16 protein-coding genes are annotated in these 13,969 nt (G+C 65.9%); 6 read left to right on the forward strand and 10 right to left on the reverse strand.

The genetic code is table 11. From position 1 onward, the window contains the following. Window positions 1-41: 41 nt before the first annotated feature. Window positions 42-695 (reverse strand): response regulator, encoded by a 654-nt coding sequence (locus tag ACTEK7_RS32075; protein WP_036012892.1) that lies wholly within the window; start codon window positions 693-695, stop codon window positions 42-44. A 7-nt stretch (window positions 696-702) separates the two neighbouring features. Continuing rightward, complete coding sequence (locus tag ACTEK7_RS32080) at window positions 703-2,073, reverse strand: sensor histidine kinase (RefSeq protein WP_225114376.1); 1,371 nt, start codon at window positions 2,071-2,073, stop codon at window positions 703-705. Window positions 2,074-2,271: 198 nt separating this feature from the next. On the opposite strand from ACTEK7_RS32080, the gene ACTEK7_RS32085 reads away from it, so the two are divergent. The 5 genes from ACTEK7_RS32085 to ACTEK7_RS32105 all read left to right on the forward strand — a co-directional run bounded on the left by ACTEK7_RS32085 (window position 2,272) and on the right by ACTEK7_RS32105 (window position 6,619). After that, on the forward strand, window positions 2,272-3,042 hold the full coding sequence (locus ACTEK7_RS32085) for a MotA/TolQ/ExbB proton channel family protein (protein WP_036027818.1): 771 nt from the start codon (window positions 2,272-2,274) through the stop codon (window positions 3,040-3,042). Next, window positions 3,039-3,725 (forward strand): hypothetical protein, encoded by a 687-nt coding sequence (locus ACTEK7_RS32090; protein WP_036012886.1) that lies wholly within the window; start codon window positions 3,039-3,041, stop codon window positions 3,723-3,725. Before ACTEK7_RS32085 ends, ACTEK7_RS32090 begins: the two co-directional genes overlap by 4 nt. Then, window positions 3,718-4,323, forward strand: a complete 606-nt coding sequence (locus tag ACTEK7_RS32095; RefSeq protein ID WP_036027815.1) for a hypothetical protein — start codon at window positions 3,718-3,720, stop codon at window positions 4,321-4,323. Before ACTEK7_RS32090 ends, ACTEK7_RS32095 begins: the two co-directional genes overlap by 8 nt. 118 nt (window positions 4,324-4,441) lie before the next feature. Further along, entirely contained in the window at window positions 4,442-5,182 is a 741-nt protein-coding gene (locus tag ACTEK7_RS32100) for a metallophosphoesterase family protein (RefSeq protein WP_225147554.1), read from the forward strand. 3 nt (window positions 5,183-5,185) lie between these two features. Then, window positions 5,186-6,619 carry a bifunctional serine/threonine-protein kinase/universal stress protein gene (locus tag ACTEK7_RS32105; protein WP_225147553.1) on the forward strand — a complete coding sequence of 478 codons (1,434 nt, stop codon included), beginning with the start codon at window positions 5,186-5,188 and terminating at the stop codon, window positions 6,617-6,619. Between the two features lie 27 nt (window positions 6,620-6,646). Here the strand turns inward: ACTEK7_RS32105 and ACTEK7_RS32110 are convergent, their stop codons facing one another. The 5 genes from ACTEK7_RS32110 to rpe form a co-directional block, all read right to left on the reverse strand. After that, the gene (locus tag ACTEK7_RS32110; RefSeq protein WP_109143246.1) at window positions 6,647-6,835 is read right to left on the reverse strand and encodes a hypothetical protein; all 189 of its coding nucleotides are present in this window, start codon (window positions 6,833-6,835) and stop codon (window positions 6,647-6,649) included. Window positions 6,836-6,856: 21 nt separating this feature from the next. Next, window positions 6,857-7,036, reverse strand: a complete 180-nt coding sequence (locus ACTEK7_RS32115; protein ID WP_036012879.1) for a hypothetical protein — start codon at window positions 7,034-7,036, stop codon at window positions 6,857-6,859. Between the two features lie 4 nt (window positions 7,037-7,040). Beyond that, window positions 7,041-7,181 carry a hypothetical protein gene (locus ACTEK7_RS32120; RefSeq protein WP_167361692.1) on the reverse strand — a complete coding sequence of 47 codons (141 nt, stop codon included), beginning with the start codon at window positions 7,179-7,181 and terminating at the stop codon, window positions 7,041-7,043. Window positions 7,182-7,271: 90 nt separating this feature from the next. Then, window positions 7,272-7,871, reverse strand: a complete 600-nt coding sequence (locus ACTEK7_RS32125) for a hypothetical protein (RefSeq protein WP_225147552.1) — start codon at window positions 7,869-7,871, stop codon at window positions 7,272-7,274. Between the two features lie 47 nt (window positions 7,872-7,918). Further along, complete coding sequence (gene rpe / locus ACTEK7_RS32130) at window positions 7,919-8,620, reverse strand: ribulose-phosphate 3-epimerase (protein ID WP_036012875.1); 702 nt, start codon at window positions 8,618-8,620, stop codon at window positions 7,919-7,921. Between the two features lie 255 nt (window positions 8,621-8,875). On the opposite strand from rpe, the gene ACTEK7_RS32135 reads away from it, so the two are divergent. Then, window positions 8,876-9,625, forward strand: coding sequence for an EF-hand domain-containing protein (locus ACTEK7_RS32135; protein WP_225147551.1), 750 nt, complete (start codon window positions 8,876-8,878; stop codon window positions 9,623-9,625). A 13-nt stretch (window positions 9,626-9,638) separates the two neighbouring features. Here ACTEK7_RS32135 and ACTEK7_RS32140 read toward each other — a convergent pair whose 3' ends face one another. The 3 genes from ACTEK7_RS32140 to ACTEK7_RS32150 are packed head-to-tail and all read right to left on the reverse strand — an operon-like array spanning window position 9,639 to window position 13,767. Then, the gene (locus tag ACTEK7_RS32140) at window positions 9,639-9,851 is read right to left on the reverse strand and encodes a KTSC domain-containing protein (RefSeq protein ID WP_036012871.1); all 213 of its coding nucleotides are present in this window, start codon (window positions 9,849-9,851) and stop codon (window positions 9,639-9,641) included. A gap of 48 nt (window positions 9,852-9,899) precedes the next feature. Beyond that, window positions 9,900-10,898, reverse strand: a complete 999-nt coding sequence (locus ACTEK7_RS32145) for a P1 family peptidase (RefSeq protein WP_225147550.1) — start codon at window positions 10,896-10,898, stop codon at window positions 9,900-9,902. Window positions 10,899-10,953: 55 nt separating this feature from the next. Beyond that, window positions 10,954-13,767, reverse strand: coding sequence for a PAS domain S-box protein (locus tag ACTEK7_RS32150; RefSeq protein WP_225147549.1), 2,814 nt, complete (start codon window positions 13,765-13,767; stop codon window positions 10,954-10,956). Window positions 13,768-13,969: the final 202 nt, after the last annotated feature.

Genomic DNA, 13,969 nt, shown 5'->3' on the forward strand with positions numbered 1-13,969 from the left:
TTGAGGATCGCGAGGGATGAGGCTGTGCGGCAGCTTTGCTGCTAGATCCTCGTCAGCCCGCAGGTCGCGGCGAGCCGCACCAGCTGCGCATCGGTGCGCGCGCCGGTCTTCGATTTGATCAGGTAGTGATAGTTCTGCACGGTCTTGACGCTGAGATTGAGATGCGCCGCGATCTCTTCGGTGGTGGCGCCGCCGGCGAACTGCCGCAAGATCTCGATCTCGCGCTCGCCCAGCTGGTCCAGCACCGAGCCGGTCGGGGACAGGCTGTCCTCCGCCAGCACATGCGCGATGTCATCGCTCATGGCGCGCTCGCCGCGGGCGACGCTGCGGATGGCATTCACGACCGCGGACGGCTCGCTGCTTTTGGTGACGAAGCCGGAGGCGCCAGCGCCGAAGGCCGACTTCACCAGCACGGCCTCATTGTGCATGGTGAAGACGAGAATGCGCGCACGCGGGCTGCGGGCGCGGATGTTGCGGATCGCCTCCAGCCCGCTCGCGCCGGGCATCGAAATGTCGAGCACCACCACGTCGGGGTCATGCGCCTTGAACGCGCCGTAGGCGTCGGCGGCGTTGTCGGCTTCCGCCACGACATGCAAATCGCCCTGGCTCTCCAGCACGCGCCGATAGCCTTGCCGCACGATCGGATGGTCGTCGACCAGCAGCACGGAGATGCCTGTTGCCGCCACCTCGTTCATCCCGGCCTCATGCAGCGAGCGGGATGGTCGCGGCAACGCTGAGGCCGCCGCGGGCGGGCAGGATCGACAGCGATCCGCCGGCCGCCGTGACGCGCTCGCGGATTCCGGTGAGGCCGAAGCCGGCCGATTGCGCGACGCGCTCCGCATCGCCGCCGCCGTCGTCCTCGACGCGGATCAGCAGCGCATCGTCCTCGCCGGCGCGCCGCTCGACGCGGAGCGAGATCTCGCGCGCTGCACTGTGGCGCAGCGCGTTCGTCAGGCATTCCTGTGCGACTCGATAGGCGGTGGTGGCGGCCGGGCCGCTGATATCGGTGAGGTCGCCCCTGAGATCGAGCTGGATCGCCGGCCGCGCGGCGCTGTGCGAGCGCCAGCTGTCGACGAGATTGACCAGGCTCGCCTCGAGCCCGAGCTCCTCCGGCAGCGGATTGCGCAGCCGGTTCAGCGCGTCGCGCAGCGAGGCCATCAGATGGTGCGTCGCCTGCGAGATCATGCGCGCGTCTTGCGCGATCCCATCATCCTTGTGCCGCTTCGTGCTCGCCGTCTCGATCGTGTTGGCGAAGGCGAGAATGGCGGACAGATTCTGCCCGAACTCGTCGTGCAGCTCGCGGGCGAGCGCGCGGCGCTCGTCGTCGCGGATCTCGATCAGGCGGCGCGTCAGCGCGGCGCGCTGCTCGGTCGCTTCCTCCAGCCGGCCGCCGAGCTCGCCGACGGCGCTGCCGATCATCGCCAGCTCCATCGAGCGGAAGCGCGGCAGCCTGGTGCGATACTGACCGCGCGCCATGCGCTGAAGCGCGGTGACGATCGCGCGCGCCGGCGCCAGCGCGTGCGCGATGGCGAGTGAAGCAAGCAGGGCGATCGCCGCCGCCATCAGCAGCGCGACGTCGATGACGTTGAGGACGTAGTCCCAGGCGAGCGCGATCGCGGCGGCCGCATGGGGCGTCGCAACGACGGCGCCGGCGGCTGCGGCGCGGGGACTGACGGGCCGCACCACCTCGGCGTGGCTGCCGAGGAAGCTCGGCACGATGGCGGCGAACCAGCGCGGCGGCGTCTTGCCCAGCCCCTCGCTCTGGCCGCAGAGCGGCTTCTCGAAGGCCGCGGCCGGCTGGAACTCGACGCAGACGCCGGGCGAGATCAGCTTCATCGTCTCCAGCGTGCGCCACTCCGGAACCGGCAGGAGATGCTCGCGCGCCCTGCTGCTGCGCAACAACAGCTCGCGCCAATACAGCGCCTGAAGCGCCTGCGCGACCCGCTGCGCCGACGCCGCCGTCGCCCGATCGACGCTGCGATAGGCATCGAACGTGGCCCATACGGTCGCGGCTCCCAGGCACAGCGCTACGATTAGAAGCAGGCGAGCTACAAGCTGAAGCACGAGGCGCATGCGATCACCCCCGACGTTTGCTAAGGTCAGCCTAACAACGCCGCCGTGCCTTGCCAATCGCAGAACGCTAGGGATTGCAGCTCGGGCAAATTTCCCAAGCCGGATTGGGCATGGGTCTTTGGACCTGAAACGGCGGCTTTGATCTAATCGGTGAGGACACGTTGCAGGCCGGCGCCTGCAAGCCAGGAGCGGTGCAGCATGAGTTCGATAACGATTGGACCAATCGCAAGCCAGGCTGCCGATCCATCCGAGCGCAGCGCGCTGCTGTTCTGGATGATCTTCACCGGGCTGTCGATCTTCGCTGTCGTGCTGCTGTGGCGCTTCGGCCTGATTCACCTGATGCTGACCTCGGATCGCACCTACATTTCAGCGGTGATCGCGGCGCTCTACGTCCTCACCTGCGGCCACTGCTTCCTGCGGACCCGGGCCATCGCGCGGGAAGGGGCGGCGACGCGGCGCTGCCGCGCGGTGCTGTCGGCAGCGGGCGGCAGCAAGGCGCTCGATGCGAGCGCCGTGGCGCTGCCGCGCGGTCTGGTGCGCGACCACATCGAAAGCCTGGTGACCAAGGCCGCGGCGCAGGACTACCGGCCGGTCGACCAGACGCTGCTGCTACGTAATCTCGCCGATCGCTTGCGCGGCTCCAACGGGTTCGGCGCCTTCGTCTCCGATACGCTGATGAAGCTCGGTCTGCTCGGCACCATCATCGGCTTCATCATCATGCTGGCGCCGATCGCGGGGCTGGACGCCGCCGACAAGGTCGCGATGCGCTCCTCGATGGGCTTGATGAGCGACGGCATGGCGATCGCGATGTACACGACGCTGGCCGGCCTTGTCGGCTCGATCCTGATCCGCATCCAGTACTACATGCTCGACGCCGCGACCCAGCGGGTGTTCTCGGACGCGGTGGTGCTGACCGAGACCTATGTGACGCCGGTGCTGGAGCGCAAGGGTTCGGGAACGCCGTCATGATGGATGATTTCGGTCTCTATCCGCGCGAGGAGCCGTTCGACCCGCTGGGCGTGATGCTGTTCAAGGCGCTCCAGGTGATCGCCTTCCTGTTCTTCCTGGCGCTGCTGGCGGTCTCCCCCGACGCCAAGGACGGCAAGATCGATTCCAAGGCGGAGTTCATGATCACGCTGGACTGGCCGGACAACCACCCCGACGATCTCGACCTGTTCGTGCAGGATCCCGCCGGCAACATCGCCTGGTATCGCCACCGCGAGGCCGGCTTCCTCACGCTCGACCGCGACGACCGCGGCGGGGCCAACAATTTCATCATCGTCAACGGCAAGAAGATCGCCTCGCCGATCCGCGAGGAGATCGTCACCGTGCGTGGCATCCTCGCCGGCGAGTACGTCGTGAACGTCTCGCATTTCGTCGCCACCACCGGCGAGCCTGTGACGGCCGGTGTGAAGGTGCAGAAGCTCAATCCCACCGCGCAGGTGATCTTCGACAACAAGTTCACGCTGGACCACACCGGCGACGAGAAGACCGCGGTCCGATTCCGGATCGATGCGGAAGGCAAGGTCGTCGATGTCGATCAGCGGCCGAAATCGCTGTTGGAGACGTTCCGCAGCAGCTGGCGCAACGGCGGCGATCTCGATGCCAGGACCGGTGTGAGCAGGAACGCTACGAGGGTACGCCGTGAGTAACCTGCAAACGGTCATCCTGACGCTATCGGTCGCGTATGCCGTCATCGGCGCGCTGCTGCTGGTCGTTCTGGTCTATGCGCGGCTGCACTGGTCGCTGAAGGCGGTCGCCGTGGTCGTGACCAGCACCTTCTACATCGTCAGCTTCACCGAAATGCGCGGCCTGCTCGGTTGGGCCAGCACGGAGCGGCTGCCGACCACCTTCAAGCTGCTGAAGGCCCGCATCGTCGAGCCGCATTCGCTTGAGGGCGATCCCGGCTCGATCTATCTCTGGGTCGAGGCGCTGGACGAGGACAATCGCCCGAGCGGCATCCCGCGCGCTTTTCGTGTGCCGTACAATGACCGGCTGGCCGACAAGACCCACGCCGCCGAGAACGAGATCGCGGCCGGACATCCGCAAGGAGGGCGCGCGGCGGATTTCGGCGGCGGCGACGGCAGCCTGATCGACTTGGTTCGAGAATATGTGACGCCGAAGACCATCCTGGAGACCAGCGGCGGCGATTCCTCGACCGGCGAGTTCACTGCGCCGCCGGCCGGTGCCCAGGACGCGGTGTTCACGCCGATTCCGCCGCCCCGGATGCCGCCCAAGGACGAGCAATAGGCCCATCACCATCACCGCAGAGCAGCGCTGGCAAACGGCCCAGTGCTGGCGCATCCTGTTGACCTCCCTCAATTTGGCCTCATCGGCCTCGAATAAGAATTTGAGGGGTGGAGGGTGCGTGCTTCTCGCTGTCTTCTCGGATATCCATGGCAACAGGCAGGCGTTCGAGGCCTGCCTGAAGATCGCGCGTGCGAAGGGCGCGGAGGGCTTCGTCCTGCTCGGCGACTTCGTCGGCTATGGCGCCGATCCGGAATGGGTGGTGGACACCGCGATGGAGCTGGTCGCGCAGGGCGCCGTCGCGGTGCGCGGCAATCATGACCAGGCGATCAATTCCACGGCCGAGACGATGAACGCCGAGGCGCAGATCGCGATCGAATGGACCCGCGGCCGCCTCGACACGGCGCAGCGGCGGTTTCTGGCCGAATTGCCGATGCAGGTGGAGGACGATGGCCGCCTGTTCGTGCATGCGGAAGCCTCGCATCCCCAGCGCTGGCACTATGTCCGCTCGACCGTGGACGCCGCCAAGAGCCTGATTGCGACACGGGCCCACGTCACCTTTTGCGGCCACATCCACAGGCCGGCGCTCTATTCGATGTCGGTCACGGCGAAGATGACGAGCTTCGTGCCGAAGACCGACGTCCCCGTGCAGCTCCTGCGCGGACGGCAATGGCTCGCCGTGCTCGGCTCGGTCGGCCAGCCCCGCGACGGCGATCCGTCGGCGGCCTTCGTGCTGTTCGACACCGAGTCGTGCCAGATCACCTATTGCCGCGCGCCCTATGACGTCGAGACCGCAGCGAGCAGGATCCGCGACAACGGTCTGCCGCCTTGGCTTGCCGACCGCTTGTTGCAGGGGCGCTGATGGATGCCGAAACCCCTGGTCAAGTCAGGCGCGGAGATCGACGGTTTTACGATCGGCGAATGCGTTCATGCCGGCGGCATGGCGACGCTGTGGACCGTCACCCATCCCGGCATCGACGTCCCCTTGCTGATGAAGATCCCGCGGGTGTCGGAGGGCGAGGACGCCGCCGCGATTGTCTCCTTCGAGATGGAGATGATGATCCTGCCGCGGCTGGCGGGGCCGCACGTGCCGGCCTGCTTCGGCACCGGTGATTTCGCCCGCCAAGCCTATGTCGTGATCGAGCGCATTCCAGGTGCCACGCTGTACAAGCGGCTCCCCGACCTGCCGCTGCCCTATGACGAGGCGCGGCAGCTCGTCGCCAGGATCGCCACGGCGCTTGCGGATCTGCACCGGCAGAACGTGATCCACCACGACATCAAGCCGAGCAGCATCATGTTCCGCGAGAGCGGCGAAGCGGTGCTGATCGACTACGGCCTGTCGCATCACAACCACCTGCCGGACCTGTTGCAGGAGGAATTCCGCCTGCCTTACGGCACCGCGCCCTATATGGCACCCGAGCGGCTGCTCGGGCTGCGCGACGATCCGCGCAGCGATGTGTTTTCGCTCGGCGTGCTGCTCTATTTCTTCACCACCGGCGAGCGGCCGTTCGGCGAGGGCGAGACGCTGCGGGCGATGCGGCGCCGGCTGTGGCGCGATCCGCATCCGCCGCGGAAGCTTCGTGCGGATTATCCGCCCTGGCTTCAGGAGGTGGTGTTGCGCTGTCTGGAGATCGAGCCGGTGTGGCGCTATCCGACCGCGGCCCAGCTTGCCTTCGATCTCGCTTATCCGGACCAGGTCAAGCTCACCGCGCGCTCGGAGCGGGTGAAGCGCGATTCCCTCGGCATCGCCTGGCGCCGGCGCTTCAACCAGGGTGTCATGGCGCCGCGCGCGAAATCGGATGTCGCAGCCCAGATCGCATCGAGCCCGATCCTCGCCGTTGCGCTCGACACGGCGGAGGGCGCTCCGGAGCTGAACGAGGCGCTGCGCGTGACCACCCAGCGCATCCTCGCCACCTTGCCCTCGGCGCGGCTTGCCTGCGTCAACGTGCTCAAGCTGAACCGGATTGCGATCGATCGGACGTTGGACGAGCAGGGCTCCAACAAGCATATCGATCGTCTGGTCGCGCTCAGGCATTGGGCAACGCCGCTCAAGCTGGACGAGAGCCGGCTGTCGGCTCATGTGCTGGAGGCGGTCGATCCCGCCGCCGCGATCCTGGAGTTTGCCAAGGCCAACCAGGTCGACCACGTCATCATCGGCGCGCGACAGAGCTCGTTCCGGCGCATGCTGCTCGGCAGCGTGTCGGCCAAGGTGGCCTCGGAGGCGAGCTGCACCGTCACCGTGGTGCGGCCGCCGCGATTGGCGGGGGACGGCGGCGGGCCGGAGGCCGGCGAAGGCTAGGCCGGCCGGGGCGATTTGCGGGCCGGATCAGGCCGCGTGGACGGCAAATGCGCGCTTGCGGCGGATCGGCCAGGCGAATTGCGGTCCCGGCTCGCCGTGATCGGCGCTGCCGCCGAAATACTGGATGATCTCGCGGCAGGGCTCGCAATTGAACAGGTTACGCGACGCGGACGCCTTGGTCATTTCCTTCAGGCAGTTCGGGCAATGCGGTTTCATGGGCGGTCCGAAAAAGAGGTCTTAGTGTCGGCGCGGCGAGCCAAGCGAACGGTCGAGGTCCGAATTGTCGAGCCCGGCATCGTCGTCCAGCGTGCCATCGGCGCGCTCGAGGCGGCCGAAGAAATAATCGAGGCTCGGATGCGGGCGCCGTGGAATCCGGCACCGGCGCTTCGGCTGACGCCTCACGAGTGCGATCTGCATGACGTCAGCCCCTGGTGCGGTCGCGACGGATGTTGCGGGCCGGACGTGCCGGGGCCTCGACCGGTCCGGCCGAGGGACCGAACACCACAAACGCACTGAAACCAATCCACAACGCTACGCCAGTCCAGACCAGGGTCGTCGTCATGATGTGCTCCCGCGAAAACAGGCAGGAATCACTTGCAGTGATTTGCGCGAATCAGGGAAGTCCGGATGAGTACGGACCAAGGCTACAATTTTAAGCTTTGCGCCTTGCAGAACCCGTGGAAGCCGCAGTTCTTCCCGCGTGCGACCGACGTACTTTGCCGGTGCGCGCATGATCGAGGATATCCCGGATGCGCCTTGCGTCTCGAACACAGCGAAACCCATAGCGCCCGGTGTAGTCGGTATCGGGCGAACGGGTCGAGCGCCCTGACGCAAAGTTCAGGTGGCCGACGCCGCCGCCGATGCCGAGGATTTCGAACACTTCATCCATGGCGTCGAACGAAGTAGCGGTCACGCTGCGTCTGCTCCAGGCCGTGCGCACGATCAGCGCGCGGCGGTCGGTGATCACATAAAGCGTCTGCAGGTCTTGCAGCAGCATCACGAACGGAGCTGCAATCATCCCAACTCCAATCATTGCCAGAGGTTGGGTCGCTTGGTCGATCCAATCGTTGCTGACGGCGATGACGGTCAGCAACAACCAGGGAAATCCGATCCACCAGAGAAATCGCCACATTGTCGCGTTGGCGATGGCGTCGGGCTGCCCCTGCCAGACCACTTGCTCTCCATCCTGAAGGGACTCGGCGAGAAGACGAAGCAGGCCGGCAGTAAACGGAGTGGCGCGGAGTTTATCCATTCCACTTGGTCGTAGCGGCCGCGGCTCCGGTTCGGATAGCGATGGTCTCAGATCGCCTCGCCGCGTGCCCCAAGTGCCGCGTTGCGGATCGCGGCGATGTTGGTCTTGTAGGCCTCCTGCGTGCCGCCTTTGAACACCGAGGTGCCCGCGACGAAAGCGTTGGCGCCGGCCGCGGCGAGCGCACCCGCGACATCGGGGCCGACGCCGCCGTCGACCTCGATGTCGATAGGGCGGCCCGCAACCATCGCGCGGATGTCCCGGATCTTGTTGATCGCGGAGGGGATGAAGGCCTGGCCGCCGAAGCCGGGATTGACCGACATCACCAGCACGAGGTCGACGAGGTCGAGAACGTATTCGAGCGCGCTGATCGGCGTCGCCGGATTGAGCGAGACGCCGGCCTTCTTGCCGAGCGCGCGGATCGCCTGGAGCGAGCGGTGCAAATGCGGACCTGCCTCCGCGTGCACGGTGACGTGGTCGCAGCCGGCCTTCGCGAAGGCCTCGAGATAGGGATCGCAGGGCGAGATCATCAGATGCGCGTCGAAGATCTTCTTGGTGTGCGGGCGCATCGCCCTGATGACGTCAGGACCGTAGGAGATGTTCGGAACGAAGTGCCCGTCCATCACGTCGAGATGGATCCAGTCGGCGCCGGCGGCGTCGACGCTGCGCACCTCCTCGCCGAGCTTCGAGAAATCCGAGGCCAGGATCGAGGGCGCGATGGCCAGGGGGCGGGGGGCGAAAGCTTGGGTCATGGCGCGTTTTCCCGGGGGCGTACGGACGACGAATGGCCTCGCCTAACATGGGCTCTTGTGGCGGGCAATGCAGGAGGGGCGCGCTTCCTGTGGGCGGAAATTTCTGCCGCCGGCGGCATGAATTGCCGATGTTCCCGCGGCCTGCACGACCCGACGGATGCGGAATTCGTTGAGCTTTTCGCGATGGCACGGCGCTTGCTGAGTTCAGCCGCAGAACATTGGTCGCGGCATGCCGCATCCTGTTGGAGTTGTGCAATGTTGTTCGCCCTTGGTGCGGTATCGAGCGCGCTCGACGCGATCCAGTCGCTGACAAACGCGAAATCGTCGTCGGCGGCGCACAAGACCGGCTCCTCGCAGAGCGCGCCGACCAATCCGTTCGCAATCGACAGCGGCAGCAGCACGACCGGCGCGACCTCGTCGGTCAATGCAGGTAAATATCCGCAGATCTCGGCGGAGACGATGAATGCGCTGTTCGCGGCGCAGGGCCAGTCGGCCAACGGCACATCCTCGTCGTCGAAGGGCCGGGAGGCTGCGCTGAAGGATCTGTTCTCGCAGATCGACGCTGACGCCGACGGCAAGATCACCAAGTCCGAGTTCGAGGACGCGCTCGGCGCGGGCGGCACCAACCTGGCCCAGGCCGACGACGTGTTCTCGAAGATGGACGCGAATGCGGATGGCAGCGTCAATCTCGGCGAGATGACGAAGGCGCTGAGGGGCGGTCACGGCCGTGATCACGCGGAAGGCGCGGGCGATGGCTCGGATTCCTCGTCGCAATCCAGCCGCGGCTCGACGTCGACCACGACGACCAATGCCGACGGCTCGACCACCACCACCGTCACCTATGCCGACGGCTTCAAGATGTCGACCACGGTGCCGGGCGCCGCCAGCTCGTCGAATGCGAAAGGTGGCGGAAATTCGCCTTATGATTGGTTCGGGCAGATGATGCAGCGCCAGGCCCAGGCTACTGCGGGATCAGCAGCTTCATCGATGTCGATCAGCGTGTGAGCACATCCCGAAGCTAACCGGCAGGTTCGTGCGTGATGTCACGACAGGCATAGCGGTCACGGATCTCGCGATTGAAGAACGTTCCTTTTGCGCGCGCATCCCTGAACGCAGCAGCGATCTCGGGCGGAACATCCTCATAGACATAGAGGCGCCCGCTGACGAACGTCACCTTCAGCTCGCGTTTCTCTGGCGAATAGCGAAAGAAGCGAATCACGGAAGAGGGCATGGCCGCACACCTTGTCCGCCGGGTAACGCTTGGGTGACGGTTTCGTTTCTAGCCGAACCGGTCTTGCCAGGTTGGCTGCGCGCCCGGAAACGGTAGGGCCGTCGCGCTGTAGACGCCGCGGGCGATCGCGCGGGCGACCACGTTGGCGGCGATCGTGCCGAGCTCGGTGAGGCCAACCAGCGGCTCGATCGGCTTTTCGCACGTGGCGGCGGCGAACAGCACGTCGCCGTCGGTCGGCGCATGCACCGGATAGATCGCGCGGGCGAAGCCGGTATGCGCGATCATCGCCAGCCGCTTGGCCTGGGGCTTGGTCAGCACCGCGTTGGTCACGACGGCGCCGATGGTGGTGTTCTCGCGCGCGCTCGCGGCAGGACCGCCCTTGATGCGCATGCGGAGCATGTCCTCGGTGAACTTGTCCGGCAGGCCGCGTCCACCGAATTCGCTGTCCACCTCGAACGGCGCCGCCCAGAACCACGGGCCATTGCCGACGGTGACGCTGCCCACGGCGTTGACGGCGACGATCGCCGCGACCTTGATTCCGCTCGGCGTCACGGCCGATGCCGAGCCGAGCCCGCCCTTGAACGTCGCGGTGGTGGCGCCGAAACCGGCGCCGGTGCTGCCAAGCGCGAAATCCGCGCTGGTGGCGGCAGTCGCCGCGGCATAGCCGAGGTCGCGATACGGCGAGAAGCGTCCCCAGGCCTTGTCGCCGCCATTGAGCAGGTCGAACAAGATCGCCCCCGGCACGATCGGGATCAGCGCTTCGCGAACCCGGTGGCCGCGGCCCTGCTCGGCGAGCCAGGCCTGCACGCCGCCGCCGGTGTCGAGGCCGAAGGCCGAGCCGCCCGACAGCGCGATAGCGTCGACGCGCTCGACCGTGTTGGCGAGATCGAGCAGTGCATCCTCGCGCGTGCCGGGGCCGCCGCCGCGCACGTCGATCGCGGCGATCGCAGGAGAATCGAAGATGATCGCGGTCGCACCGGAACCGACTTTCGGATCTTCGGCGTGGCCGACCCGGACGCCGGCGATATCGGTGAGAAGGTTCTTCAAGGCGGCCTCGTGTTTGAGAATTCACGATCTGCGATAGCGCAGCAATGCCGCAGGCTCAACCGGCGAGCGCGGTCCTCAGCATCTTGGCGAGCTCGGACTTGCGGTAGGGCTTGGCCAGCAGCAGCACGCCGGAATCGAGCCGGCCGTGATGGACGATGGCGTTCTCGGTGTAGCCCGAGGTGAACAGCGTCTTCAGGTCGGGGCGGCGCTTGTGGGCTTCGTCGGCCAGCTGGCGGCCATTCATGTTGCCGGGCATGATGATGTCGGTGAACAGCAGGTCGATGGTCTCGTCGCTGTCGATGATATTGAGCGCCTCGGCGCCGTTGGCGGCCTCGAGCGCGGTATAGCCGAGGCTCTTGACCTGCGTCACGACATACTGCCGCACCAAGGCATCGTCCTCGACGATCAGGATCTTCTCGTTACCGCCGGTGATTGGCGCATTCTGGAGCGATTCGAACTCGGTCTCCTGCACACCGGTCGAGCGCGGCAGGTAGATCTTCACGCTCGTGCCGTGGCCTTCCTCACTGTAGATCTTGATGTGCCCGCCCGATTGCTTGACGAAGCCAAACACCATGCTGAGGCCGAGGCCAGTGCCCTTGCCAACCTCCTTGGTCGTGAAGAAGGGATCGAACACCCGGTCGATCAGCTCGGCAGGAATTCCGGTGCCGGTGTCGCTGACCGCGATCATGACGTAATTGCCGGCAACGACGTCGGGGTTCATGCTGGCATAGCCGTCGTCGAGGAAGATGTTGCGCGTCTCCAGCACCAGGGTACCGCCCTCGGGCATGGCGTCGCGCGCGTTCAGCGCGAGATTGAGGATCGCGGTGGAGAGCTGGCCCGGGTCGACCAGTGTCGGCCAGGCATCCTCGGTGAGCTGCGGCATGATGGTGATCTGCTCGCCGAGCGTCGGATGCAAGAGCTTGGCGGCTTCGAGCGCCAGTGCGTTGACGTCGATCTCGCGCGGCTGCAGCGGCTGCTTGCGGGCGAAGGCGAGCAGGTGCTTGGTCAGCTGCGCGCCGCGCTCGGCGGCGTCGTCGATCAGCTTGGTGATCGCGGCAAGATCGGGCCGGTCGGCGACCGCGTCGCTGAGAATGCCGATCGTGCCCGTGATCACGGTCAGCACGTTGTTGAAGTCGTGGGCGACGCCGCCGGTCAATTGGCCGATCGAGTCCATTTTCTGGACCTGCCGGAGCTGGGCTTCGGCGGCCTGCTTGTCGGTGAGGTCGCGGCCGATGAAGAAGTGGCGTTTCACCGGCTCGGACCAGGTGCCCATCCAGTTCAGCGTGACCTCGTGACCGTCGCAATGGTAGTAGCGCGCCTCGAAGCTGCGCTTGACCGCGCCGCGACGGGCCGCGCGCATCTCGCTCCGCGTCTTCTCGAGATCGTCGGGATGGATGAACTCGATCGCGCTGTGCCCGACCATGTCCTCGGGGCTGTAGCCGAGAATGTTCTGCACGCTCGGGCTGACCTGGACGAAATTGCCGTAGCCGTCGGTGACCAGGATCAGGTCCTGCGATGTCTCGAAAATCCGCTGGCGTTCCTCGGTCTCGCGGCGCAGCTTCTCTCTAGCCTGCTTTTCTTCCGTGATGTCATGGGCGATCTTGGAAGCGCCGATGATCTCTCCATCGTCGGTCCGCAGCGGCGAGACGTTCAGGACGACGTCGAGCGGGCGGCCGTCTTTGCGGATTCGGACCGTCTCGTGCTGGGCGATCGATTCATTGCTGGCGATCTGGTTGAGGGTGCTTCTGATCTCGCCCTTGCGATCCGGCGGCACGATGATGTCGATCGGCTTGCCGACGGCCTCGGCGGCGGAGTAGCCGAATAGGTTTTCGGCGGCCTTGTTCCAGCTGGTGATGATGCCGTCGAGCGACTTGGTGATGATCGCGTCATTGGAGGATTCGACCACGGCGCCGTACAGCGCGAGGCGCTTGCCGAAATAGTCGCGTTGCGAGGCCGATTGCTGGCGCAGCTTTCCGACGAGGCCCACTGTATGCGCCTGGAGGCGGACATTCTCGATCAGAAGCACCGCGAGCACGAAGGTCGCCGCGGCGAGGCCGTAGAGCCGGCCGGCATAGAATCCGAGATCGAAGCGCGCGACGTTGACGATCGCCGACAGGGCGATGTCGAACAGCCAGGCGCACATGACCACCATCAGCCAGATGTCGATCACCGTATGCGGCCTGCGGAACCAGAGCGAGACCAGCGCGGCAAAGCTCAGCGACCACACGAAGGACACGACGCCGATCATGGTCGCCGTGTAGCGGCCCTCGCTCAACAGGACCGGCAACAGATCGTGCTGCGCGGTGACGATCCAGGCGAAGACCGCCATCGCGGCGACGACGCCGAGCCCGCAGGCATAAATCGCGGTGCTTACCGCGCCGCGGATCCGGGGCCCACCGTCTTTCTCCTTCAGCCAGGCATATGCCATCACGCAGAGCGGAAAGCCGGCGTGCCAGATCATGTAGAGCCACACCGTGGTCTGTCGGCCCGCGCCCAGGAGTCCGGTCGGGGTGAACAGCCCTGGGAAGGTGAGGGCATGAACCAGCGCCGCCGCGGCGGTGAAGAGATAGCCGCTGGCGAGCCACAGCAGCGCGCGGGTGCGCAGGATCGCAAATTGCGACAGCAGCAGCACTGCCGTGACGATGTCGCTCACGGCCAGCGCGGATTGATAGCTGGCGACGAAGGCTGGCACCGGCAGGAGCGGGGTACCGGCGAAGGGCACGGCTGCGGCGAACAGGAGCGAGGACACACCGACAATCGTCAATGCTGCAGTGCGGTCGGCCGACGTGGCCGGCAGGGTCGACAGAAATGTGCTTCGGTCGATCGGCGCAGGCACGTCCATTTCGCGCGAGTCGATGGGCTTGAGCATCTCCGCTAGTCTCATTCGCCGGCAGTCCGTTCATCGTAGCGGGTTCTGGGCGCAGGTGGTCACGGAACCGGTTTACGACTCAACCGAGGGTTACAGCTTACCTAATTTCGGTGAGAGCACGGAACAGGGATTGGTAAGGGGCACTTTACTGGGCGGTGTCATAATGCCCTGCCGCTGCGGCCGGTTCCAGGCTTGAAACAGG

It is taken from the genome of Bradyrhizobium sp. JHI2711, assembly GCF_056156565.1.